This window comes from Delftia sp. (assembly GCF_059499305.1).
On the sequence record NZ_JCABYI010000030.1, the window covers coordinates 286,529 to 310,042 of the forward strand.

The 23,514-nt window shown below is 68.8% G+C and carries 18 protein-coding genes; 9 read left to right on the forward strand and 9 right to left on the reverse strand.

Annotation, left to right across the window (positions count from 1 at the left end):
- Positions 1-19: 19 nt before the first annotated feature.
- The gene (locus AC5I49_RS17935; RefSeq protein ID WP_495789679.1) at positions 20-1,390 is read left to right on the forward strand and encodes an amidase; all 1,371 of its coding nucleotides are present in this window, start codon (positions 20-22) and stop codon (positions 1,388-1,390) included.
- A gap of 20 nt (positions 1,391-1,410) precedes the next feature.
- Here AC5I49_RS17935 and AC5I49_RS17940 read toward each other — a convergent pair whose 3' ends face one another.
- Positions 1,411-2,346: a LysR family transcriptional regulator gene (locus tag AC5I49_RS17940; protein WP_495789680.1), complete on the reverse strand. Its 936-nt coding sequence runs from the start codon at positions 2,344-2,346 to the stop codon at positions 1,411-1,413.
- 138 nt (positions 2,347-2,484) lie between these two features.
- Here AC5I49_RS17940 and cysK point away from each other — a divergent pair, with 138 nt between their 5' ends.
- Together cysK and AC5I49_RS17950 are read left to right on the forward strand one after the other, a co-directional pair.
- Positions 2,485-3,402: a cysteine synthase A gene (gene cysK, locus AC5I49_RS17945; RefSeq protein WP_016448056.1), complete on the forward strand. Its 918-nt coding sequence runs from the start codon at positions 2,485-2,487 to the stop codon at positions 3,400-3,402.
- Between the two features lie 313 nt (positions 3,403-3,715).
- Entirely contained in the window at positions 3,716-5,572 is a 1,857-nt protein-coding gene (locus AC5I49_RS17950; RefSeq protein ID WP_016448059.1) for an ABC transporter ATP-binding protein, read from the forward strand.
- On the opposite strand, the gene AC5I49_RS17955 is transcribed toward AC5I49_RS17950, so the two are convergent.
- Entirely contained in the window at positions 5,569-6,315 is a 747-nt protein-coding gene (locus tag AC5I49_RS17955; protein ID WP_013804129.1) for a GntR family transcriptional regulator, read from the reverse strand. The two genes, AC5I49_RS17950 and AC5I49_RS17955, sit on opposite strands and share 4 nt — an antisense overlap.
- 97 nt (positions 6,316-6,412) lie before the next feature.
- On the opposite strand from AC5I49_RS17955, the gene pcaB reads away from it, so the two are divergent.
- From pcaB to AC5I49_RS17970, 3 genes are read left to right on the forward strand one after another with little or no spacing between them, the layout of a single operon-like run.
- Positions 6,413-7,795: a 3-carboxy-cis,cis-muconate cycloisomerase gene (gene pcaB, locus AC5I49_RS17960; RefSeq protein WP_126312856.1), complete on the forward strand. Its 1,383-nt coding sequence runs from the start codon at positions 6,413-6,415 to the stop codon at positions 7,793-7,795.
- Positions 7,796-7,839: 44 nt separating this feature from the next.
- Positions 7,840-8,832, forward strand: a complete 993-nt coding sequence (locus AC5I49_RS17965) for a tripartite tricarboxylate transporter substrate-binding protein (protein WP_012203368.1) — start codon at positions 7,840-7,842, stop codon at positions 8,830-8,832.
- 4 nt (positions 8,833-8,836) lie between these two features.
- Entirely contained in the window at positions 8,837-10,270 is a 1,434-nt protein-coding gene (locus AC5I49_RS17970; RefSeq protein ID WP_495789681.1) for a class II fumarate hydratase, read from the forward strand.
- A 5-nt stretch (positions 10,271-10,275) separates the two neighbouring features.
- Here AC5I49_RS17970 and AC5I49_RS17975 read toward each other — a convergent pair whose 3' ends face one another.
- Positions 10,276-11,232 carry a tripartite tricarboxylate transporter substrate binding protein gene (locus tag AC5I49_RS17975; RefSeq protein WP_016448063.1) on the reverse strand — a complete coding sequence of 319 codons (957 nt, stop codon included), beginning with the start codon at positions 11,230-11,232 and terminating at the stop codon, positions 10,276-10,278.
- Positions 11,233-11,614: 382 nt separating this feature from the next.
- The gene (gene ggt, locus AC5I49_RS17980; RefSeq protein WP_017406720.1) at positions 11,615-13,603 is read right to left on the reverse strand and encodes a gamma-glutamyltransferase; all 1,989 of its coding nucleotides are present in this window, start codon (positions 13,601-13,603) and stop codon (positions 11,615-11,617) included.
- Between the two features lie 325 nt (positions 13,604-13,928).
- On the opposite strand from ggt, the gene AC5I49_RS17985 reads away from it, so the two are divergent.
- Entirely contained in the window at positions 13,929-15,713 is a 1,785-nt protein-coding gene (locus AC5I49_RS17985; RefSeq protein WP_495789682.1) for an NAD(P)/FAD-dependent oxidoreductase, read from the forward strand.
- Positions 15,710-16,279, forward strand: a complete 570-nt coding sequence (locus tag AC5I49_RS17990; RefSeq protein ID WP_209798944.1) for a VUT family protein — start codon at positions 15,710-15,712, stop codon at positions 16,277-16,279. Before AC5I49_RS17985 ends, AC5I49_RS17990 begins: the two co-directional genes overlap by 4 nt.
- 88 nt (positions 16,280-16,367) lie before the next feature.
- Here AC5I49_RS17990 and AC5I49_RS17995 read toward each other — a convergent pair whose 3' ends face one another.
- Complete coding sequence (locus AC5I49_RS17995; RefSeq protein ID WP_016454773.1) at positions 16,368-17,744, reverse strand: amidohydrolase; 1,377 nt, start codon at positions 17,742-17,744, stop codon at positions 16,368-16,370.
- Between the two features lie 96 nt (positions 17,745-17,840).
- On the opposite strand from AC5I49_RS17995, the gene AC5I49_RS18000 reads away from it, so the two are divergent.
- On the forward strand, positions 17,841-18,860 hold the full coding sequence (locus AC5I49_RS18000) for a GlxA family transcriptional regulator (protein WP_016454774.1): 1,020 nt from the start codon (positions 17,841-17,843) through the stop codon (positions 18,858-18,860).
- A gap of 50 nt (positions 18,861-18,910) precedes the next feature.
- Here AC5I49_RS18000 and AC5I49_RS18005 read toward each other — a convergent pair whose 3' ends face one another.
- From AC5I49_RS18005 to AC5I49_RS18020, 4 genes are all read right to left on the reverse strand, one after another.
- Positions 18,911-19,906, reverse strand: coding sequence for a tripartite tricarboxylate transporter substrate binding protein (locus tag AC5I49_RS18005; protein WP_074924316.1), 996 nt, complete (start codon positions 19,904-19,906; stop codon positions 18,911-18,913).
- A gap of 240 nt (positions 19,907-20,146) precedes the next feature.
- Positions 20,147-21,076, reverse strand: a complete 930-nt coding sequence (locus tag AC5I49_RS18010) for a 2-hydroxyacid dehydrogenase (RefSeq protein ID WP_043791031.1) — start codon at positions 21,074-21,076, stop codon at positions 20,147-20,149.
- An 8-nt stretch (positions 21,077-21,084) separates the two neighbouring features.
- Positions 21,085-21,855: a class II aldolase/adducin family protein gene (locus tag AC5I49_RS18015; protein ID WP_012203336.1), complete on the reverse strand. Its 771-nt coding sequence runs from the start codon at positions 21,853-21,855 to the stop codon at positions 21,085-21,087.
- 59 nt (positions 21,856-21,914) lie between these two features.
- A complete protein-coding gene (locus AC5I49_RS18020) occupies positions 21,915-23,459 on the reverse strand; it encodes a class I adenylate-forming enzyme family protein (protein WP_495789683.1) in 1,545 nt (514 codons plus the stop codon).
- Positions 23,460-23,514: the final 55 nt, after the last annotated feature.

Genomic DNA, 23,514 nt, shown 5'->3' on the forward strand with positions numbered 1-23,514 from the left:
CACCCACAGGACTTCCCACATGACCCAAGCCCTCCCCCTGCCCAGCCTGGAACTGGCATCACAGCGCCTGCATGGCGGCGAAACCACCTCGGTGCAGCTGACCGAGCAGGCCCTGGCCCGCACCATGTCGGGGGAAGGCCCCAAGGTGTTCACGCGCGTGTTCCAGGGCGCGGCCCTGGCCGAGGCCCGCGCCAGCGACGTGCTGCGTGCGGCCGGCCTGGCGCGCTCGCCCATCGAGGGCCTGCCGGTCTCGGTCAAGGACCTGTTCGACATCGCCGGCTTTCCCACGCTGGGCGGCTCGCGCCTGCTGGCCGACGCACCGCCCGCGCAGCGCACGGCCGAAGTGGTGCAGCGCCTGCGCCAGGCCGGCGCCGTCATCGTGGGCACGACCAACATGACCGAGTTCGCCTACTCGGGACTGGGCATCAACCCGCACTACGGCACGCCGCGCAATCCCTGGCAGCGTGACGAGGACGGCGGCCGCATCCCGGGCGGCTCGTCCTCGGGCGCGGCCATCTCGGTCACCGACGGCATGGCCATGGCGGCCATCGGCTCGGACACAGGCGGCTCGGTGCGCATTCCTTCGGCGCTGTGCGGGCTCACGGGCTTCAAGCCCACGGCGCGCCGCGTGAGCATGGAAGGCGTGCTGCCGCTGTCGGCCAACCTGGACTCCATCGGCCCGCTGGCCCCCAGCGTGCGCTGCTGCGCCACGCTGGACGCCATCCTCTCCGGCGAGCCGCTGGGCGAGCTGCATGCCGCGCCGCTGCAGGGCCTGCGCCTGCTGGCACCCACCAACGTGGTGCTGGACGGCATGGACGCCACCGTGGCCGCGGCCTGGGAGCGCACGCTGGCCCGGCTGTCGCAGGCGGGCGCCCACATCACCCATGCCGTGGTCGCGCCCTTCGGCGAGCTGGCCGACATCAATTCCAAGGGCGGCTTCACGGCCGCCGAGGCCTGGGCCTGGCACCGCCACCACATCGCCACGCGCCTGTCCGAGTACGACCCGCGCGTGGGCACGCGCATCCTGCGCGGCAAGGACATCAGCGCGGCCGACTACATCGACCTGCTGGCACGCCGCAGGCAGTGGATTGCCACCGTGAGCACGCAGATGGCCGACCATGACCTGATCGTCATGCCCACCGTGCCCGTGGTCGCCCCGAAGATCGCCGACCTCACGCAGAGCGACGAGGCCTACTTCGGCGCCAACGGCCTGATCCTGCGCAACCCCACGCTGATCAACTTCCTCGACGGCTGCGCCATCTCCCTGCCCTGCCACCGCGCAGGCGAGGCACCCGTGGGCCTGAGCCTGGCCGGCCTCGGCGGGCAGGACCGGCGACTGCTGTCCGTGGCCCTGGCCGTGGAGCAGCTGCTGGCTTCGGCGCAGGGCTGATCGACCAGGCGGCCTCGGGCCTAGCCGCCCAGGCCGCTGCCCGGCAGCCGCGCCACGGCCTGGCCGTGGTTCAGCGCAAAGGCGGCAGCAGTCTCCTCGGCCGCGCGCGCCACCACTTCGGTCAGCGGGTTCTGGTGGTCATTGCGGTAGCAGGCCACCAGCGGCAGCGAGGGGAACTCCCGGTCCACGCGCAGCAGGCGCAGGCGCTGCTCGGCCAGCTCGCGCTGGATGATGGCCGGCGGCACGGCGGCCACGCCCAGGCCGTCGCAGACCACGCGGATCATGGTGGCCACCGAGGCAATGCAGTTCAGGTGCACCGAGGCACTGCTTTCGGTGGAGAACAGCTGCTCGATCACCGCATACGGCTCGGAGCCGCGCGCAAAGCACATGATGGGAAAGGCCGCCAGCTCGGCCAGGCTCAGTGTCTCGTCGCCAATGCCCAGCTTGGGGCTGCCCACCCAGGCCATGGGAAATTCACCCAGCGACAGATGGCCCACGCCGGCCGCCGTCACGGGCTTGGCCTGCAGCGACAGGTCCAGCTGGCCCTTCACCAATTGATCGGACATGTGCAGCGTGGTGTCGCAGGCGATCTCCACCTGCAGGCGCGGATAGCGCTGCTGCAGCAGCGCCAGGAAATGGGGAAACCAGCTGTGCACGATGGACTCGATGGCGCCGATGCGGATCACGCCCGCATAGGCCTGCTTGTCCAGCATGTCCTCGCGCATCTCGCGCATGAGGCGCAGCATGCGCTCGGCATGGACCAGGGCCTTGGCGCCGTCGGCTGTGAGCGTGACCTCGCGCACGCCACGGTCGAACAGGCGCACGCCGAACTCCTGCTCCAGCGTGGCGATGCGGCTGGAGACGGCGGCCTGCGTGGTGTACAGCCGCTCGGCCGTCATGCGGAAATTGCGCAGTTCGGCCAGCAGCACAAAGGTTTCCAGGAACCGTAGATTCATGCGGCGATGTTAGCCGTCCAGGCCATATCGATATAGCCCATGCATGGAACGCCTGCGTGCACAATGCTCCGTGACCGCGCACGCTGGCTGCGCAACACCCCGACTGTCCAACCACCACCCCAAAATCGCGGAGGTCCGATGAGAGCTGACAACATCCTGCAAACGATTGGCAACACGCCCCACGTGCGCATCAACCGCCTGTTCGGCGCCGGTGCCAATGTGTGGATCAAGTCCGAGCGCGGCAACCCCGGCGGCTCCATCAAGGACCGCATCGCCCTGGCCATGGTCGAGGACGCCGAAAAATCCGGCGCCCTGAAGCCCGGCGGCACCATCATCGAGCCCACCAGCGGCAACACCGGCGTGGGCCTGGCCCTGGTGGCCGCCGTCAAGGGCTACAAGCTGGTGCTGGTCATGCCCGAGAGCATGAGCATCGAGCGCCGCCGCCTGATGCTGGCCTACGGCGCCAGCTTCGACCTCACGCCCAAGGAAAAGGGCATGAAGGGCGCCATCGCCCGCGCCCAGGAACTGGCCAGCCAGACGCCTGGCGCCTGGATTCCCCAGCAGTTCGAGAACCCCGCCAACATCGATGTGCATGTGCGCACCACCGCCCAGGAAATCCTGGCCGACTTCCCCGAAGGCCTGGATGTGCTGATCACCGGCGTGGGCACGGGCGGCCACCTGACCGGCGTGGCGCGGGTGCTCAAGGCCCAATTCCCCCAGCTCAAGGTCTTTGCCGTGGAGCCTGCCGCATCGCCCGTGATCTCGGGCGGCCAGCCCTCGCCCCACCCCATCCAGGGCATTGGCGCAGGCTTCGTGCCCAAGAACCTGGACACCAGCCTGCTGGACGGCGTGATCCAGGTCGAGGCCGAACCCGCGCGCGAGTACGCACGCCGCTCGGCCCGCGAGGAAGGCATCCTGGTCGGCATCTCCTCGGGCGCCACCCTGGCCGCCATTGCGCAAAAGCTGCCCGAGCTGCCCGCAGGCGCCAAGGTGCTGGGCTTCAACTACGACACGGGCGAGCGCTACCTGTCGGTGGAAGGCTTCCTGCCTGCCTGACCGGCGGCAAGCCCCGCCCGCTGCAGTGCACTGCACTGCGGCATGAAACACAAGGCCTCGCAAGAGGCCTTTTTTGTTGCCGCCAGCGGCATGCTGCATTCCCCATTCGCGCACAACGAAGCGGCCCCGGACGCGGACAATCTTCCCCACGGCGCCGTGTTTCCCCTGCACTGAAATCCGGGCGCGAACCCACGCGTATGACAGTTGTGTGGAGATCTCTTACAAAACATGTTGCGCCCAAAGGTCATGCTGAACGCGCATCGGGCAAACCCGACTCTGGCCTACGATGGTCTGACCAAGGAGTAAAAAAATCTTGTTCGGTTTCTTTGAAAAACGCGTTCCGCCCTATCCCAGCGTCGAGCCCACGGTCCCGCCCAAGGGCTTTTTCGCCTTCATCTGGGCCTGCACGCAAGGCATGCGCGGCTGGATCGCGCTGCTGACCTGCACCTCGGCGCTGCTGGCCGTCTACGAGGCGGCGCTGTTCGCCCTGATGGGCCATGTGGTGGACTGGCTGTCCACCGTGTCGCCGGCAGGCTTCTGGGAGCAGCAGCGCGGCACGGTCTGGGGCATTGCCGCCATCCTCTTGTCCAGCGTGCTGCTGCTGGCCTTTCACACGGCAGTGATGCACCAGGTGCTGGCCATCAATTTCCCCATGCGCCTGCGCTGGGTGTTCCACCGGCTGATGCTGGGCCAGAGCATGTCGTTCTATGCGGACGAGTTCGCGGGCCGCATCACCACCAAGATCATGCAGACGGCGCTGTCGGTGCGCGAAGTGGTGTTCATGGTGGTCGATGTGCTGGTGGGCGTGAGCGTCTACATGATCGGCATCCTGGTGCTGGCGGCCAGCTTCGAGTGGCGGCTGATGATTCCGTTCGCGCTGTGGCTGCTGGCCTATATCGGCGCCTGCTTCTACTTTGTTCCGCGCCTGGGCAAGATCGGCAAGGAGCAGGCCGACGCGCGCTCCATGATGACGGGCCGCGTGACCGATGCCTATACCAACATCGCCACCGTCAAGCTGTTCGCCCACACGCGCCGCGAGGCAGAGTACGCGCGCAACGCCATGGACGCCTTCAAGTCCACCGGCTATGCGCAGATGCGGCTGGTCAGCCTGTTCGAGATCACCAACCACCTGATGATCACCCTGCTGCTGGTGGGCTCCACGGGCACGGCGCTGTACCTGTGGTCTGCCGGCCAGGCCAGCGCGGGCGTGGTGGCAGCGGTGATTGCCATGGCGCTGCGGCTGATGGGCTATTCGCACTGGGTGATGTGGCAGATGACGGGCCTGTTCGAGAACGTGGGCACCATCCAGGACGGCATCCTCACGCTGACCAAGCCGCGCACCATCGTGGACGCGCCCGACGCCAGGCCGCTGCAGGTCACGCACGGCGCCATCGCCTTCGAGGACCTGAGCTTTGCCTACAAGGACGGCGGCAAGCAGGTGATCGACCACCTGAACCTGCACATTCGCGCGGGCGAGCGCATCGGCCTGATCGGCCGCTCGGGCGCGGGCAAGTCCACGCTGGTGAACCTGCTGCTGCGCTTCCATGAACCCCAGGGCGGGCGCATCACCATCGACGGGCAGGACATCCGCACCGTCACGCAGGACAGCCTGCGCGGCGCCGTGGGCATGGTGACGCAGGACACCTCGCTGCTGCACCGCTCCATGCGCGACAACATCCTCTACGGCCGCCCCGATGCGACCGAGCAGGAGATGCTGGCCGCCGCGGACAAGGCCGAGGCCTCGGACTTCATCGCCACGCTGACCGACCTCAAGGGCCGCAGCGGCTACGACGCCCAGGTGGGCGAGCGCGGCGTCAAGCTGTCGGGTGGCCAGCGCCAGCGCGTGGCGATTGCGCGCGTGATGCTCAAGGACGCGCCCATCCTGCTGCTGGACGAGGCCACCAGCGCGCTGGACAGCGAGGTCGAGGCCGCCATCCAGCAAAGCCTGGACAGCCTCATGCACGGCAAGACCGTGATCGCCATCGCCCACCGCCTGTCGACCATCGCGGCCATGGACCGGCTCATCGTCATGGACCAGGGCCAGATCGTCGAGCAGGGCACGCACCAGCAACTGCTGGAGCTGGGCGGCATCTACGCCAAGCTGTGGTCGCACCAGAGCGGCGGCTTCCTCGCAGAGCAGGGCTCGGAAGCTGCCAACGCCAACGGCTAGACGCTCGCCAGATCCCGGTCCAGCTGCGTATGCAATGTGTAGCGGCTGGCCGGGTGCAAGGTCACACTGAGGTCCATCAACTCCCCATCGGTATCCAGGTAGCGGCGCACGATCTTCAGCGCCGCTGACCCGGCCGGGGCCTGCAACTCTTCCGACAGCGCATCCGGAATGAGCGCTCCCACCACGGCCTGCCGCACCCGCGCGATGCGCAGGCCGTATTGCTGCTCCAGCAGGCTGCTGACCAGCAACTCGGGCGCGGCGCGCACGCGCTCGGCCAGTTCCTGCGTGTCAAAGCGCTGCGCATCCACATAGACCACGGTCCAGGCAATGGGCAGGTGCGGCGCTGCGCCGTCGCGGCGCAGGCTGCAGATGGCCAGCCAGCGGCTGCCGGCCGGGCAGTCCAGTTCGGCGGCCAGGTCCTGGTCCAGCACCACCTCCTCGATGCGCCGCACTTCGCGCACATGGGTGGCGCCGAACTGCACCAAGTCCTCCAGCGAGGTCAGCGCCTGGCGGTAGTGCGCATGGGGCTGCGCCGCCTCCACGCGCGTGCCGACCTTCTTGCGCCGCGAGACCAGCCCCGACTGCTGCAGCTCGGCAATCGCCGCGCGCACGGTGTGGCGGCTCACGCCATAGCGGTCGCACAGCTCCAGCTCGGTAGGCAGCAGGGCGCCCACGGCGTATTCGCCCGAGGCAATGCGCTCGGACAGGTCGCGCGCCACCTGGGCATAGCGTGTCTCAGCCATGGGCGCAGGCCTTCCCCCCAGGCAAACCCGGATGTTCGTAATGTACGTACATAAATAAAAATATCGATATGTCCGAACTTAATTGCAATTACGCACCATGACCCTTCCGTCCTTCACCGCCAGCACCGCCATCGATTCGCTGCTGTTCCGCGACGCCTTCGGCACCCCCGCCATGCGCGCCATCTTCGCCGACAGCGCGCTGGTTTCGCGCTACATCGAGGTCGAGGTCGCGCTGGCGCGCGCCCAGGGCCGCTGCGGCGTGATTCCGGCCGAGGCCGCACACGAGATCGCGCAGCGCTGCAGCCTCGAAGCGCTGGACTTCGAGCTGCTGCGCAAGGAAACCGACATTGTCGGCTACCCCATCCTGCCGCTGGTGCACCAGCTGGTGAAACAGTGCGGCGACGCAGGCCGCTACATCCACTGGGGCGCCACCACCCAGGACATCATGGACACCGCCACCGTGCTGCAGGTGCGCGATGCGCTGGACCTGGTCGATGCCGACATCGCCGCGCTGCGCACCATCCTGGCCGACCTGGCAGAACGCCACCGCGACACGCCCATGGCCGGCCGCACGCACCTGCAGCACGCCCTGCCCATCACCTTCGGCTACAAGGCCGCCATCTGGCTGGCCATGTTCGACCGCCATGCCCAGCGCCTGAAGGAACTGCGCCCGCGCGTGCTGGTGGGCCAGTTCGCGGGGGCGGCAGGCACGCTGGCCTCGCTGAGCGGCCGGGGCCTGGAAGTGCAGCAATTGCTCATGGAAGAACTGGGCCTGGGCGTGCCCGCCACCACCTGGCATGTGGCGCGCGACGGCCTGGCCGAGGCCGTGAATTTCCTGGCCCTGGTCACCGGCTCGCTGGGCAAGATCGCCTACGACGTGATGCTGCTGTCCTCCACCGAGTTCGGCGAGGTGTTCGAGCCCTTCGTCACCGGGCGCGGCGCCAGCAGCACCATGCCGCAAAAGCGCAACGCCATCTCCAGCGAGCTGATGCTGGCCGCCTCCAAGGCCGTGCGCCAGCATGCGGGCCTGATGCTGGACGCCATGGTCCAGGACCTGGAGCGCGCCACCGGCCCCTGGCACGCCGAATGGGTGGCCCTGCCCGAGAGCTTCGTGCTCTCGGCCGGCGCCCTGCACCAGGCGCGCTTCATGCTGGGCGGCCTCATCGTCGATCCCGAACGCATGGCCCGCAACCTGGACATGACCGACGGCCTGATCGTGGCCGAGGCCGTGATGATGGGCCTGGCCCCGCACACGGGCCGCCAGCAGGCGCACGACATCGTCTATGCCGCCTGCCGCAGCGTCAACGCCGAGGGCGGCACGCTGGCCGATGCGCTGGCCCGCCTGCCCGAAGTCACAGCCCATTTCGACCGCGCGGCGCTGCAGCGCCTCACCGACCCGCGCAACTACCTGGGCGAGGCCCAGCAGATGGTGGACCGCGCCCTTGCGCTGTCGCGCGCCCATACAGCCAGCGGCCGCTGACATCCCGGCCCAGGACAGAACACAGCACTACAGGAGACAACACCATGCCTTTCCATCTTCCCCGCCTGCCACGCCTGGCCCTTGCCCTGGCCGCCACCACCTTCGCCCTGGCCGCGCACGCCCAGGGCGGCTACCCCGCCAAGCCGCTGACCTGGATCGTGCCCTTCGCGGCCGGCGGCCCCACGGACGCCATGGCGCGCGACATCGCCCAGCGCACCAGCACCCAGCTGGGCCAGCAGATCATCATCGAGAACGTTCCGGGTGCGGGCGGCACCATCGGCGCGGCCAAGGCGGCGCGCTCGGCGCCCGACGGCTACAGCTTCCTGGTCGGCCACATGGGCTACATGGGCGCGGCGCCGTCGCTGTACAAGAAGCTGGCCTATGACCCGGTCAAGGACTTCGAGGCGGTGTTCCGCTTCCCCGACACGCCGCTGGTGCTTCTGGTGGGCAAGAACTCCCCGTACAAGACGGCCGAGGAGCTGGTGGCCTTCGGCAAGCAGAACCCGGGCCGGCTGAACTTCGGCAACGCGGGCGTGGGATCGACCTCGCACCTGGTGGCAGCGCTGTTCGCCAGCCGCGCGCAGATGGAGATCACCCAGGTGGCCTACAAGGGCGCGGCACCGGCCATGACCGATGTGATCTCGGGCCAGGTCGATGCCATGTTCGACCAGACCAACACCGCCCTGCCCCAGCTGGCCGGCGAGCGCATCCGCGCCATCGCCCTCACCTCGGACAAGCCCATGCCCCAGTTCCCGGGCGCCGCCGCCCTGGGCCAGAAGCTGCTGCCGGGCTTCGAGACCGCCACCTGGTACGGCATCTACGCGCCCAAGGGCACGCCGCGCGACGTGGTGCAAAAGGTCTACCAGGCCTATACGAAGGCCCTGGCCGACAAGGCCTGGACCGACAGGATGGCCGCCCAGGGCATACGCCTGCTGCCCGCAGATCAATACGCGCCCGAAGCCCTGGCACGCCACACGGCCGCCGAGGTGGAGCGCTGGCGCAAGGTGGCGGCCGACGCGAAGATCTCGCTGGACTGAGCCCATGGACCAGACACGCACCCAGGCCCAGGCACCGACCCAAGCTCATACCCGCATCGAGCACGATGCCTTCGGCCCCGTCCACATCCCTGCCGACCGACTCTGGGGCGCGCAGACCCAGCGCGCGCTGGAGCTGTTCACCATTGGCGAGGAGCGTTTTCCGCAGGGCCTGTACCGCGCATTCGGGCTGCAGAAGCTGGCGGCAGCGCTCGCCAACCGGCGCCTGGGCGTGCTGGACGACCAGCGCGGCGCGGTGATCGAGGCCGCAGCCGCCGAACTGCGCGACGGCCTGCTGGACGCGCATTTCCCGCTGACCATCTGGCAGACGGGCTCGGGCACGCAGACCAACATGAATGCCAACGAGGTCATCGCCAACCGCGCCAACCAGATGCTGGGCCAGCCCCCGGGCACGCGCAGCCCGGTCCACCCCAACGACCATGCCAATGCCTCGCAGTCGTCCAACGACAGCTTTCCCACGGTGATGCACCTGGCCACGGCGCTGGAGCTGCGCGACCACCTGCTGCCCGCCCTGGAACAGCTGCAGCAGCGCCTGCAGGAACGCGCCCTGGCCTTTGCCGGCGTGCTCAAGGTGGCGCGCACGCACCTGATGGACGCCGTGCCCATGACGCTGGGCCAGAGCTTCGAGACATTCGCCCACCAGGTGGGCCACGGCATCCACCGGCTGCGGGACACCCAGCCCCGGCTGTGGAGCCTGGCCCAGGGCGGCACGGCGGCCGGCACGGGGCTCAACGCGCCGGCCGGATTCGACCGGATCTTCTGCGAGGAGATACAGGCGCTCACGGGCCTGGCGGTCACGCCCAATCCCTGCAAGTTCGAAGGCATGGCCGCGCACGATGCGCTCATCGAGGTCTCGGGCGCACTCAATGTGGTGGCCGGTTCGCTGGCCAAGATGGCCAACGACATCCGCCTGCTGGGCTCAGGCCCGCGCTGCGGCCTGGGGGAGCTGGTGTTTCCCGACGATGGGCTGAGCTCCTCCATCATGCCGGGCAAGCGCAACCCGACCGTGGCCGAGGTCGTGGTGCAGGCCGCCTACCAGGCCATGGGCCACCACCTCACCGTCACGCTGGCGGGCTCGGCCGGGCACTTCGAGCTCAACGTGGCCAAGCCCGTGCTGATCCACCACCTGCTGCGCGCCATGCGCGCGCTGGGCGACGCCATCCGCGTGTTTGCCGAGAAACTGGTGGCCGGCCTGCAGGCACATACGGAGCGGCTGGAGCAGCAGGTCAGCCACTCGCTGCTGCAGGCCACCGCGCTCAACCCGGTGCTGGGCTATGACGCCGTGGCACGCATCACGCGCGAGGCCATGGCGCGCGGCATTGCGCCGCGCGAGGCGGCCGTGGAGCTGGGGCTGGTCACGGCGGCCGAGTACGACCGGCTGGTGGACCTGCGGGCCATGGCCGGGCTGCCGCCCGCGTAGCGGCCTCAATCCTCCAGGCCTATGTTCTGCACGATCTTCTTCTCGTCCTCGAACGCCTTCCTGGCGAACGCCGTGTACTCCTGGCTCCCGCGGAACTGCGTGCGCACGCCATAGTTGCCGACGACCTGGCGGAAGGCCGGGTCGTCCATGGCGGCCTTGATGGCGGCTTCGAGCTTGCGCACGATCTCGGGCGGCAGGCCGCGCGGCCCGGCAATGCCCAAGGGCGAGGGCACATCGAAGGCATAACCGGCCTCGCGGAACGTGGGCACGTTGGCAAAGGCCTCGGGCCGCACCTCGGAGGCCGAGGCCAGCGCGCGCAGCTTGCCCGAGCTCAGGTACGGCAGCACCGTGTTGGCGTACACGCCGGACTTGATATGGCCGGCCATCAGCGAGTTCAGTGCCTCGGCATCGCCCTTGAAGGGCGCATGCGTAAAGCGTGCGCCCGTGGCCTGCTCCAGCAGCGCCATCACCACGTGGTTGGCCGTGAACTTGCCCGGCGTGCCGTAGTCCACGGCGCCCGGATTCTTCTTGGCGAACTCGACCAGGTCCTGCACCGTCTTGAACGGCGAGTCCTGGGGCACGGCCAGCACGAAGTCATAGGTCATGTAGGTGGCGATGTAGCTGAGATCGCGCACCGGGTCGTACTGCACCTTCTGGATGTGCGGCTGGCGGAAGATGCTCACGGGCGCCAGCGTCAGGCGGTAGCCGTCCGGCTTGGCCGATCGCATGTCCATCACGCCCATGGACGCGCCCGCGCCGGGCTTGTTCTCGATCACCACGGTCTGCCCCAGCTGCTTGCCCATGCCCTGTGCCAGCGCACGCGCCACCACATCGGTCACGCCGCCCGCGCCGTAGGGCACGACCAGGCTGATGGGGCGGCTGGGATAGCTGTCCTGCGCCCATGCTGCGCCCGTCATCAGGACCGATGCGCACATCCATGCGCCAAACACTCGTCTTTGCATTTCCATCTTCCTCAGAGGCTCACGACCATCGAACTTGCTGCTGTTCAATTTAGATGGATGCATGCCAACCATGGATTCGGGCAAGCCCGTAGCGTTGGGGATTGTGGGGAAAACGCGCAGCGTGGGTGCGGGGAGTGGAACTCTATAGCGGAGGGTGACGTGGTTACTTGGTTTGCGGAGTTTGCGGGCTGCTTTTTGTGCGCATCGCGGTGATTGGGGCATGTCTTTGACGTGACAGTTACGGGGCGTATGCCTTCAGAGCGGCTGCCATTCAGGGATGTTTTTTTGTCCCTGCCGGGGGCAGGCTATGGACCCCATAAAAGAAAAGCGCCACCAGCATCCCTGCCAGCAGCGCCTTCCTCAGTCAATCATCAGACCGAAATCAGCGAACGGTATCGCCCAGAACAAGCCCTTCACGGCGCGGATCAGCCCCACCTTCCAGCTGCGCCTGCCCATTGCGCTGCACCCGCAAGATGGTGCCGATGCCGCTGGACTGCGCACTGATGGACACCACATGGCCCAGGGCACGCAGGCCGCTGACCAGCGGATCGTCGTTGCCGCCATTGGCCGTGTTGATGTTGGGGTGCTCGCCGCCCACGTTGGTGGTCGGGCTGTTGGCCGCGCCGAAGTCCACCATCGACGTGGCCTGCTGCGCATCCAGACCCCAGTCCAGCGCGCCGACCAGGGTCTTGGTCACGTACTGGATGATGGTGCTGCCGCCCGGCGAGCCCGTGGCCATCTTGAAGTCGCCGGCGGTGCCGTCGGTCTTCAGGTCGAACACCAGCGTGGGCGCCATGGAGCTGCGCGGGCGCTTGCCCGGCTGCACGCGGTTGGCGACCGGGCCGTCGGCGGTGCTGGGGATGGCCGCGAAGTCGGTCAGCTGGTTGTTGAGCACGAAGCCGCGCGTGACGTGAAAGGACCCCATGCTGGACTCCACCGTGGTCGTCATGCTCAGCGCGTTGCCCTTGGCATCGACGATGCTCATGTGCGTGGTGCCGGCCTCCTTGACATCGACCACGCCCTGCGAAGGCGTGCCGAAGTTGCCTGCCTGGGCCGTGCCCATGCTCTTGGTCGTGGAGATGAGGGCGGCGCGCTGGCGCAGGTAGCTCTTGTCCAGCATCAGGGCCGGCGAGCCGCCGGGCAGGGACACGAAGTCGGTGTCGGCCACGTACTTGTCACGGTCGGCATAGGCCAGGCGCAGGGCTTCGCTGACCAGGTGCACGCCCATCACCGAAGGCTTGCCGCCCTCGCCATCGATGGCCGTGGGCGCATAGGCCTTGAGGTCGAAGTTCTCCAGAATGCCCATGGCCTGTGCCACGGCGATGCCGCCGGACGACGGCGGCGGCATGCTGCAGACCATGTAGCGCGCGCGGTAGGTGGTGCAGACGGCCTCGCGGCGCTTGGCCTCGTAGCTGGCCAGGTCCTGCAGCGTGGTCTTGCCGGGGGTGATGGGCGCACCGTCCGAGACGGTCTGCGTCACGCCCACCTTGCTGACGATGGCCTGGGCCAGGTCGCCACGGTAGAAGGCATCGGCACCGCCCGTGGCGATGCTGCGCAGCGTGTCGGCATAGGGCTGGTTGACGAACTTGGCGCCCAGCGCCAGCGGCTTGCCCTGGGCATCGAAGTACAGCTTGGCGGCATCGGCATCGCGCGCCAGCTCCGTCTTGGAGCCCTCCAGCGCGGCGGCCATGCGGCCGCTGATGGGAAAGCCCTTGCTGGCCAGGTCGATGCCCGAATTGAACAGCTGGGGCCACGCGGTCTTGCCGTAGTCCTTGTGCGCGAGTTCCAGCATGCGCACCACGCCCGGCGTGCCGATGGAGCGGCCGCTGGAGCGCGCCGAAGGCTTGGGCGCGGTCTGGTCGGTGGCATCGTCCACGTAGCGCAGGTAGTTTTCCGTGGCGGCAGCCGGCGCGGTCTCGCGGCCGTCATAGGCCACGACCTTGCCCGTGGCCGCATCGCGGTAGAGCATGAAGGCGCCACCGCCAATGCCGCTGGACTGCGGCTCCACCAGGCCCAGCACCATCTGCACGGCCACGGCCGCATCCACGGCCGAGCCGCCGGACTTGAGCACCTCGCAACCGGCCTTGGACGCCAGCGGGTTGGCCGTGACCACCATGTACTTGGAGGTGTGCAGGGCCTTCTTGCCGAGGCGGTAGCCCGACGAGGGTTCGGGTGCGGCCGGATCACCGGGCAGGCCCGAGCCCACGACCACGCTGCCATCGCCCGAGGTGATGGCACAGGCGGCCAGGTCGTCCTGGCCCGATCCGCCATTGCCACCACCACCGCACGATGCGAGGAACAGCGGCGTGGCGGCCGCAAGGCCGATCCACTGCCATGCAGGCAGGCGTTGCCTGGAAGGGGGTTGCTTCATGAAATGTCTCCTTGTGGTGCGTGGAATGCGTTGATCTTGTTCACCTGGGGCAGCACCCGCCCGCAGGCTTGCCGCGAGCTTACATCCGTTCCACCACCACTTCGCGCAGATGCAGCCACCCCATCAGAGCGGGACTGAAGGGCCCCGTTCGCGGATGGCCGGCCCTGCATGCAAGGTCCGTGCCCGGATCGGGACGGCACCAGCACCGGAAATATCTGGCGGAAAATCCGAACCCGAGCACACCCCAAGGCTGTGCGGCCCGCAGCCTGTGCGGTCGCCCACTTTGGCTTACCATCGCCGGCCCTCTGCTTGATAGGTACAAGCCATGATCCGCGTCTCTGAACTGAAACTGCCCCTGTCGGCAGTGCAATACCACCCCGACAGCCACACCGAATATCTGCCCCTGGAGCCGCTGCGCGCCCTGGCCGCGCGCCAGCTGGGCATTGCCGAGGAGGCCATTGCCTCCGTGCACGTGCACAAGCGCAGCTTCGATGCGCGCAAGGCCGAGCTGCTGGCCGTCTACATCGTCGACCTGACGCTGGCCGACGAGAGCCAGGAAACCGCGCTGCTGGAGCAGTTCTCCAGCCATGCCCATGTGAACCCCACGCCCGACATGCGCTGGCATGCCGTGGGCCAGGCACCTGCCGACCTGCAGCGCCGGCCCGTGGTGGTGGGCTTCGGGCCCTGCGGCATTTTTGCGGCCCTGGTGCTGGCGCAGATGGGCTTCAGGCCCATCGTGATCGAGCGCGGCCGCTCAGTGCGCGAGCGCACCCAGGACACCTGGGGCCTGTGGCGCAAGCGCGAGCTGGTGCCCGAGTCCAATGTGCAGTTCGGCGAAGGCGGCGCAGGCACCTTCTCCGACGGCAAGCTCTACAGCCAGATCAAGGACCCGCGCCACCTGGGCCGCAAGGTGATGCAGGAATTCGTCACCCACGGCGCGCCGCCCGAGATCCTCTATGCCGCGCATCCGCACATCGGCACCTTCAAGCTGGTGAAGGTGGTCGAGGGCATCCGCGAGGAGATCATCCGCCTGGGCGGCGAGATCCGCTTCGGCCAGCGCGTGTGTGACATGCGCATCGAGGGCGAGGGCAAGGATCGCCGTCTCACCGCCCTGGAAGTGCTGGACCAGGACAGCGGCGAGCGCCAGTGGCTGGAGACCGACCATGCCGTGATGGCTTTGGGCCACAGCTCGCGCGACACCTTCGCCATGTTCTACGAGCGCGGCGTGCACATGGAGGCCAAGCCGTTCTCGGTGGGCTTTCGCATCGAGCATCCGCAAAGCGTGATCGACCGCGCGCGCTGGGGCAGGCATGCCGGCCACCCGCTGCTGGGTGCGGCCGACTACAAGCTGGTGCACCACGCCAGCAACGGGCGCGCGGTCTACAGCTTTTGCATGTGCCCGGGCGGCACCGTGGTGGCGGCCACCAGCGAGCCCGAGCGCGTGGTCACCAACGGCATGAGCCAGTACTCGCGCGCCGAGCGCAATGCCAACGCCGGCATGGTCTGCGCCATCGACCCCTCCGACTACCCGCGCGATGCCAAAAGCTTTGCCTGGGCCTTCGACGGCAAGACCCATGGCGTGGAAAACCTCAAGGACGGCGAGCTGCACCCGCTGTCGGGCATCGTGCTGCAGCGCCAGCTGGAGACCAAGGCCTACCTGCTGGGCGGGCGCAACTACAACGCGCCGGGCCAGCTGGTGGGCGACTTCATCGCGGGCAAGGAATCGGCCGCGCTGGGCGAGGTCGAGCCCTCCTACAAGCCCGGCATCACGCTGACCAACCTGCACCACGTGCTGCCCGCCTATGCCATCGAGGCCATGCGCGAGGCGCTGCCCGCCTTCGGCAAGAAGATCCGCGGCTACGACATGCACGATGCCGTGCTCACCGGCGTGGAAACGCGCACCTCCTCGCCCGTGAAGATCGAGCGCGGCGCGGATTTCCACAGCCTGAACACGCGCGGCCTGTACCCGGCCGGCGAAGGCGCCAGCTACGCGGGCGGCATCCTGTCGGCCGGCGTGGACGGCGTCAAGGTGGGCGAGGCCGTGGCCTGCGCCATCCTCGGGCTGCCCCTGCCCTCGTCGGGGGCACGCGGCTCCGGTGGCGCAGCATGACACCGCGTCCGCCCCGTTTCGCCGCCCCCTCGCGCACCCAGCTGCTGGCCGCCATTGCGGCCATGGGCGTGGTGGTGCTGTCGTCCAACATCCTGGTGCAGTACGCCATCAACGACTGGCTGACCTGGGGCGCCATCACCTATCCGTTCGCCTTCCTGGTGAGCGAGCTGGTCAACCGCAGCTTCGGCCCGCAGCAGGCCCGGCGCGCGGCCTGGGTGGGCTTTGCCGTGGCCGTGGCCGCCTCGCTGGTGCTGGCGCCGCCGCGCATCGCGCTGGCCTCGGGTGCGGCCTTCATTGCCTCGCAGTGGCTGGACATCGGCGTGTTCCACCGCCTGCGTGCGGGCCGCTGGTGGCGTGCCCCCCTGGTGGCCACGCTGCTGGCCGCCTGCCTGGACACCTTCCTGTTCTGGAGCATCGCCTTCGCGGGCGCCGCCGAGCCCTGGGTGACCTGGGCCCTGGGCGACCTGGGCGTGAAGCTGGTGCTGGGCGTGGCGCTGCTGCTGCCCTTCCGGCTCGCCATCGCCCGGTGGTGGAAAGGCCCATCGGCAATCGCCAGCGCCAAATAAAGCCGACGCGGTTCGCACGGACTCGATCTCAAGCCAGGGGCACCGTGCAACGGGAAGCGGCTTCCGCCGCTCAGGGCGAGTCGAATAACTATGGGTTGCGCTGCAGATAGTCCACGGCCAGCGCGGCCAGTGAGCGCGCGCCCGTGGGCAGTTGCTTCTCGTCGATGTCGAACAGCGGCGAGTGGTTGGACGGCGCCTTCGCGAAATCCTGGCCTGCCGGCGGCGCGCCCAGGAAGTAGAAGAAGCCCGGAACCACCTTCTGGAACTCCGAGAAATCCTCGGAGCCGCTGACCTTGGGAATCACCATGGCCTTGCCGCCCATGGCCAGCTTGAGCGCGGGCAGCGAGGCCTCGGTCAGTGCGGCAGGGTTGGTGGTCACCGGATAGGCCACGGGACCGAAACGCACCTTGGCCTTGGCGCCGCTGGAGGCCGCGATCTGCTCGGCCGTGGCGGTGATGCGCTTGTGTGCCTCCTGGCGCATGTCCTCGTCGAAGGTGCGCAGCGTGCCCTGCATCTCCACGTTGTCCGGGATGATGTTGTAGCGCGTGCCGCCCTGGATGGAGCCGATCGTCAGCACGGCCGGCTCCAGGCTGATGTTGAGCTGGCGGCTGACCACGGTCTGCAGGCCCAGCACCACCTGGCTGGCCGCGACGATGGGATCGACCGCATTCCACGGCGACGAGCCATGGCCGCCCCGGCCCTCGACCTGGATGCTGAGGCTGTCCGAACCCGCCATCAGCGGCCCGCTGCGGTAGCCCACCATGCCCGACGGCAGGTTGGACGTGATGTGCAGGCCGTAGATGGCCTGCACGTCCTTGAGCACGCCGGCCTCCACCATGGCCTTGGCGCCGAAGCTGGGCACATGGCCGTGGGCATCGGCCTCCACGGGAGCGCCTTCCTCGGCGGGCTGGAAGATGAACTTCACCGTGCCGGGCAGCTTGGCGCGCATGCCGGCCAGCGCCTCGGCCGCGCCCATGAGCATGGCCACGTGGGCATCGTGCCCGCAGGCATGCATGACCGAAACTTCCTTGCCCATGTACTGGGCCTTGGCCTTGGAGGCAAAGGGCAGGCCGGTCTTCTCGGCCACGGGCAGCGCATCCATGTCGGCACGCAGCGCCACGGTCTTGCCCGGCTGGCCGCCGCGCAGCACGCCCACCACGCCCGTGCCGCCCACGCCGGTCTGCACCTCCATGCCGAGGCGGCGCAGGTGATCGGCCACCACCTTGGCCGTGCGTTCTTCCTGCCCCGACAGTTCGGGGTGCTGGTGGATGTCGCGGCGCCACTCCACCATCTTGGGCGCCAGCGGCTGGATGGCGGCATCCAGGGCCGCCAGGCCCTGTGCATCAAGCCCCTGGGCGCTGGCCGCCAGTGGCAGGCCGCAGGTCAGCAGCCCGGCCAGGGCGATGGAGCGCAGGCCTGTGCGCGGGAAGGAGGAAGGCTTTGTCTCGGCGCTGGTGTGGAGCATCTTCGTGGTCCTGGAAAGTGGCACAAGCAGCCATGCTAAAAGTGAAGCACGTATGACGGGCACGTCAAAATCGCCATTCGAGGAGCCAGAACCGCCATGCCCCGGACCTTTGTCATCGAGCTGCCCTGCCTGGAGCACAGCGCCATCGGCCACGCCGCGCACCTGGTGGAGATGCTGCGCAGCGCCAACCTGGTCGCCAGCCTGCGCCTGGGCCGGCGCGCACCGCGCTTTGGCTGGCGCTGGGTCGACGGCCAGGGCCGGCCCCTGCCCACCATGCCGCACGCGGACGAAGGCGCGGCAGCCGAAGGGCCCGCGCAGGCCGTCTTCGTGAGCGCGCTGCACTGCCCTGACATTCCCTCCATCCGCGACATCGTCGCCGCGCATCCGGCCCTCGTGCGCCGCATCACCACGGCCTTCGACCAGGGCCTGGCCGTCTGCACGCTGGGCAGCGCCGCCTGGTTTGCGGCAGCGGGCGGCCGCTGCCAGGGCCGGCTTGTGGCCCTGCCCTGGTATTTCATGGGCGGCTTTGGCCTGGACTTCCCGGGCATCGAACTGGCCGAGGGCCAGCCCTTCGTGGACGACAGGCCCTGGCTCAGCGCCTCCCATCCCGAGGCCCTGGCACCCATGGCCGTCGCGCTCACACGCCATGCCTTCGGCGACGACCTGGCCGCAGCGCTGGCCGCCGTGCTGCAGCCCGATGCCCAGCGCGAACGCGCCACCCGCGCCGCCCTGCAGGACCGCCGCATTCCCGCCACGCGCAACAGCGTGCTGGCCCATGCCATCGCCTGGCTGGAAGCGCGCGTGGAGCAGCCCTATGACCTGCAGGCCCTCGCGCACGCGGCATCCACCAGCCCGCGCACCCTGCTGCGCCACTTCCAGCAGGAGCTGGGCCACAGCCCGCTGGACCACCTGCACCGCCTGCGCTGCGCACGGGCCCGGGTGCTGCTGGAGATCACGCTGGAGAGCGTGCCGTCCGTGGCGCTGGCCTGCGGGTATGGGGATGCCTCTGCGTTTCGGCGGGTGTTCTTGCGGTATGTGGGGATGGCGCCTGCTGCCTATCGGGAAAGGCATGCGTTGAGAGCGCCGAGGAGGCGGTGGAGGGTGGGGGCTGCCTGATTGTTTTTGCCCCTGCCGGGTCAAAAAACAGACCCGAGAACAAGAAAGACTCAGTCCACCGTCACCTTCGCCTCCCGAATCACCCTCCCCCACTTCTCCGTCTCTGCAGCAATGAACCGATCACACTCCTCAGGCGTGGACCCCTCCGCAAACGTCCCCATCACCTGCTCCAGCCGCTGCGACACCTCGGCACTGCGGATGATGCGCGACACCTCGGCAGACATGCGCTGCACGATCTCGCGCGGCACGCCGGCCGGCGCGATCATGGCCGCCCAGGTGCTGCCCAGCAGGCCGTCGTAGCCCTGCTCCACGAAGGTGGGCACGTCGGGCAGCGCGGCCAGGCGCTTGTCGCTGGCCACGCCGATGAGGCGGATGCGGCCGGCCTTGGCGGGCTGGATGAGGTTGGGCGGCGGGTCCAGGAACAGCGGGATCTGGCCGCCCATGAGGTCGGCCAGCGCGGGCGCGGCGCCCTTGTAGGGCACGTGGACCATGTCCGTCCTGGTGAGCAGCTTCATCAGCTCGGTGGTCAGGTGGGCGCTGGAGCCGCTGCCCGAGGAGCCGAAGCCCACCTTGCCGGGATTGGCCTTGGCATAGGCGATCAGCTCGGGCGTGGTCTTGAAGGGCGCGTTCATGGCCACGGCAGCGACCAGGGGCGAGACGCCCATGAGCGAGACGCCGACCAGGTCCTTCTTCGGGTTGTAGGGCAGCTTGGGATAGAGCGTGGTGTTGGCCGCATAGGCCGCGATGACCACGCCGAAGGTGTGCCCGTCCGGCGCGGCCTTGGCAATCTGGTCCACGCCGATGATGCTGTTGGCGCCGGGCTTGTTCTCCACGATGACGGGCTGGCCCAGGGCCTTTTGCAGGCCGACCTGCAGCAGGCGCGCCATCTGGTCGGTGAAGCCGCCTGCCGTGTACGGAACGATGATGCGGATGGGCTTGGAGGGCCAGGGGCTCTGGGCCCAGGCCGAGGGGGCCAGCACGGTGGTGGCCGCTGCAGCGGCGGCAGCGGTCGATTGCAAAAAGCTGCGGCGGGAAGTCGAAGGCATGGTGTCTCTGGATTCTTCTCAGTTAAAAAATGGCCCCCACGCTACCCTTGCTGCGCAAGGTCCGCTGCCCCCCAAGGGGGCCGCTTTTCATCTTGGGGCGGCCCGGCGATGAAAAATGACCCCACGCTCCCCTTGCTGCGCAAGGTCCGCTGCCCCCCAAGGGGGCCGCTTTTGATCTTGGGGCGGCCCGGCGATGAAAAAACGCCACGCAACAGCGCAGCGTCGGATGGAAAACAAGGCTCAATACCCCCGCGCCACATCCACAAGGTTGAGCAGCGGCTCGCCCGCGCGCAGGCGGCGCAGGTTCTCCAGGCACTGGCGCGCCACGGTGTCGGCCGAGGCCTGGGCCGCGATGTGCGGCGTGACAAAGGCCTTGGGATGGCCCCAGACCTTGTTGCCGGGCTGGGGCGGTTCGTCGCGCAGCACGTCCAGCGCGGCGCCGGCCAGGTGGCCTTCGTCGAGCAGGGCCAGCAGGTCGTCTTCCACCACCTGCTCGCCGCGCCCCACGTTGATGAAGTAGGCGCCGCGCGGCAGCAGGGACAGGGTGCGGCGGTCCAGCAGGTCGCGCGTCTCGGGCGTGAGCGGCAGGGCGCAGACCAGGATGTCGCTGGTGGACAGCAGTTGCTTCAGACCTTCGGCACCGCTGTGCGTGGCCAGGCCTGCAATGCTCTTGGCGCTGCGGCTCCAGCCTGCGACGGGGTAGCCGATGGCCTGCATGGCGCCGGCCACGAAGCGGCCGACCTCGCCCAGGCCCAGGATGCCCACGCGGCAGTCTGCGCTGGCGCGTACGGGGCGGCGCAGCCAGTCGCCGGCCTGCTGCTGGCGCGCGAACAGGTCCAGCTCGCGCGTGTGGCGCAGCGCGGTGCCGACCACGTACTGGGCGATCTCCACATGCTGCTGCGGATCGACGGTGCGCGCCACGGGCAGGCCAGCCGGCAGGTCGGGCACGGCCAGCAGCTTGTCCACGCCCGCGCTGGGCGCGCACAGCAGCTTCAGGCCCGGATAGGCCGGCAGCACGCCCGGCTTGAGGCTCCAGGCAAGCATGGCCTCGACCGCATCGGCCGGCGCCTCCTCGCGGTGGCCCCAGACCTGCACGCCGGGCGCCAGCGCGCGCAGCGAGTCGACGATGGGCGCGCCCATGCTCGGATGGATGTTGACCAGAATTCCCATGGTTTCCTTCAGTCCTTGTAAGAAGGGTCTATGCGGTCCAGGCGGCGCAGCAGGCCGGGCCAGGCCAGGCCTGCGCCCTTGCCCTTGGTGACCTGGCGCGACTGGTTGACCGCGTCGGCAATGATGTCCTGCGGGATGCGCGTGAGCTCGCCGCCGCCCGACTGCGCCAGGATCTGGATGCGGCAGGCCGACTCCAGCGTGTACATGGCCAGCACGGCCTCGGCCACGTTGCGGCCGCAGGTCAGCAGGCCGTGGTTGCGCAGGATGAGGAAGTTGCTGGCGCCCAGGTCATCGACCAGGCGCGGCTTCTCGTCGTCGCGCAGGGCCACGCCTTCGTAGTCGTGGTAGGCCAGGCGCGCCAGCGGGAAGATGGACTGCTGCGAGATGGGCAGCAGCCCCTCCTTCTGCGCCGAGACGGCCACGCCATAGCGCGTGTGCGTGTGCAGCACGCACTGCACCTCGGGGCGGCCGTCGTGGATGGCGCTGTGGATGACGAAGCCGGCCGGGTTGACGTCGTACTCGGTCTCCATCAGCGGCCGGCCCTCGTGGTCCACCTTGACCAGGCTGGACGCGGTGATCTCGTCGAACAGCATGCCGTAGGGGTTGATCAGGAACTGGTCGGGCTGGCCCGGCACGCGCGCCGAGATGTGGGTGAAGATCAGGTCGTCCCAGCCGAAGTGGGCGACCAGCCGGTAGGCGGCGGCCAGCTCGATGCGGGTCTGCCATTCCTCGGCCGTCACCTGGCGGCGGACCTCGGACATCGTGGTGTCGTTGCTCATGGGGTGTACCTCTTGGTGGACATCGTGGTGGACATCGTTTGGAGAAAGCATCCGCCGGTTCAGCGCCCCGTCGCGTACTGGTCGCGCAGCTCGCGCTTGAGCACCTTGCCGATGGCGCTGCGCGGCAGCTCGGCAATGAAGCGCAGGTCCGCCAGGCGCTGGGTCTTGCCGGCCCGCTGGTTGTACCAGCCCATGATGTCCTCGGGCAGGGCCGGCTGCCCCGCGCGCGACACCACGTACGCCACGGGCGTCTCGCCCCACTGCTCGGACGGCACGCCGACCACGGCCACGTCGTCCACGGCCGGGTGGGCGCGCAGCTGGGTTTCCAGGTCGCTGGGGTAGATGTTGAAGCCGCCGCTGATGATCATGTCCTTGCGGCGGTCGAACAGGGTGAGGAATCCATCGGCATCGAAGCGGCCCACGTCGCCCGTGCGGATGAAGCGCTTGCCCGTGGGGTCGAACCATTCGGCTTCGCGCGTCTTGGCGGGCTGGCCGTGGTAGCCGGTCATCATGCTGGCAGAGTGGCCCACGACCTCGCCATCCTCGCCCGGGGCGACCTCGCGGCCGTCCTCGTCGATGAGGCGGATGTCATGGCCCTCGGCGGGCTTGCCCACGGTGTGCAGCTTGTCCGGGTGCAGATGGGCTTCGAGGATGCAGGTGCCGCCGCCTTCGGTCATGCCGTAGAACTCGGTCAGGCTGCCGGGCCAGCGCGCCACCACGTCGGCCTTGAGCTCGGCCCGGAACGGCGCGCTGGTGCAGAACTTGGCGCGGAAGCTGGACAGGTCATGCTCGCCGAACTGCGGCAGCGCCATGATGCGCTGGTACTGCACGGGCACCAGCATGGTGTGGGTGACGCGGTGCTGCTGGGCCAGCTGCAGGTAGCGGGCCGCGTCGAACTTGGGCATCAGTACCACGCAGCCGCCGCTGCCCAGCGTGGGGAAGAACACCACCAGCGTGGTGTTGGAGTACAGCGGCGTGGCCAGCAGCGTCGTGCCATCGGGGCCGTAGCCGTAGACGCTGCCCCGGTTGATGTGGGCCCAGCGCATGCCGTGCGACTGCACGATGCCCTTGGGGGTGCCCGTGGTGCCCGAGGAATAGATGATGTTGAACGGCGCGGCCGGCTCCACGCTCACGGGCGCGGGCTGCGCGCCTTCGGGCGCCAGCCAGTCGTCAAAGGCACGGCCGGGAGCGGCGCCGTCCAGCGAGATGCATTGCAGGGCGCTGTCAGCAGGCACCAGGTCCTGGGCCGCCTTGTCGAGGAACAGGTGGCGCGCCTGGGCATCGCGCAGCATGGAGGCCAGGCTGTCGGCCGTGGAGGACGGCGCCAGCGGCGCAACCACCACGCCCGCGCGCAAGGCGCCCAGGAACAGCGCGGCATAGCGCACCGAGTTCAACGCGCAGATGGCAATCGCCTGGCCAGGCTGCACGCCGTCGCGCTGCAGCGCGGCGGCCACGCGGTCCATGAGGGCGTCGAGCTGCGCGTAGCTCAGCGTCTGCTGGTCGTCGCGCAGCGCGGCATGGGCAGGCTGCTGGCGCGCGTGGCTGCGGATCAGCTCGGCCAGCGTGGTGAAGGGCGCATCGGGCGAAGGCAGGGAGACAGTCATGAGGAACTCCGTTTCACGAATTCACGAATCTCAAGCGGACTGCGCCCGCCAGCCC

Bases quoted from the DNA above. Each gene is read 5' to 3' on its own strand.
- AC5I49_RS17935 (WP_495789679.1), top strand. From the start codon at position 20: ATGACCCAAGCCCTCCCCCTGCCCAGCCTGGAACTGGCATCACAGCGC.
- AC5I49_RS17940 (WP_495789680.1), bottom strand. From the start codon at position 2,346: ATGAATCTACGGTTCCTGGAAACCTTTGTGCTGCTGGCCGAACTGCGC.
- cysK (WP_016448056.1), top strand. From the start codon at position 2,485: ATGAGAGCTGACAACATCCTGCAAACGATTGGCAACACGCCCCACGTG.
- AC5I49_RS17955 (WP_013804129.1), bottom strand. From the start codon at position 6,315: ATGGCTGAGACACGCTATGCCCAGGTGGCGCGCGACCTGTCCGAGCGC.
- pcaB (WP_126312856.1), top strand. From the start codon at position 6,413: ATGACCCTTCCGTCCTTCACCGCCAGCACCGCCATCGATTCGCTGCTG.
- AC5I49_RS17965 (WP_012203368.1), top strand. From the start codon at position 7,840: ATGCCTTTCCATCTTCCCCGCCTGCCACGCCTGGCCCTTGCCCTGGCC.
- AC5I49_RS17970 (WP_495789681.1), top strand. From the start codon at position 8,837: ATGGACCAGACACGCACCCAGGCCCAGGCACCGACCCAAGCTCATACC.
- AC5I49_RS17975 (WP_016448063.1), bottom strand. From the start codon at position 11,232: ATGCAAAGACGAGTGTTTGGCGCATGGATGTGCGCATCGGTCCTGATG.
- ggt (WP_017406720.1), bottom strand. From the start codon at position 13,603: ATGAAGCAACCCCCTTCCAGGCAACGCCTGCCTGCATGGCAGTGGATC.
- AC5I49_RS17985 (WP_495789682.1), top strand. From the start codon at position 13,929: ATGATCCGCGTCTCTGAACTGAAACTGCCCCTGTCGGCAGTGCAATAC.
- AC5I49_RS17990 (WP_209798944.1), top strand. From the start codon at position 15,710: ATGACACCGCGTCCGCCCCGTTTCGCCGCCCCCTCGCGCACCCAGCTG.
- AC5I49_RS17995 (WP_016454773.1), bottom strand. From the start codon at position 17,744: ATGCTCCACACCAGCGCCGAGACAAAGCCTTCCTCCTTCCCGCGCACA.
- AC5I49_RS18000 (WP_016454774.1), top strand. From the start codon at position 17,841: ATGCCCCGGACCTTTGTCATCGAGCTGCCCTGCCTGGAGCACAGCGCC.
- AC5I49_RS18005 (WP_074924316.1), bottom strand. From the start codon at position 19,906: ATGCCTTCGACTTCCCGCCGCAGCTTTTTGCAATCGACCGCTGCCGCC.
- AC5I49_RS18010 (WP_043791031.1), bottom strand. From the start codon at position 21,076: ATGGGAATTCTGGTCAACATCCATCCGAGCATGGGCGCGCCCATCGTC.
- AC5I49_RS18015 (WP_012203336.1), bottom strand. From the start codon at position 21,855: ATGAGCAACGACACCACGATGTCCGAGGTCCGCCGCCAGGTGACGGCC.
- AC5I49_RS18020 (WP_495789683.1), bottom strand. From the start codon at position 23,459: ATGACTGTCTCCCTGCCTTCGCCCGATGCGCCCTTCACCACGCTGGCC.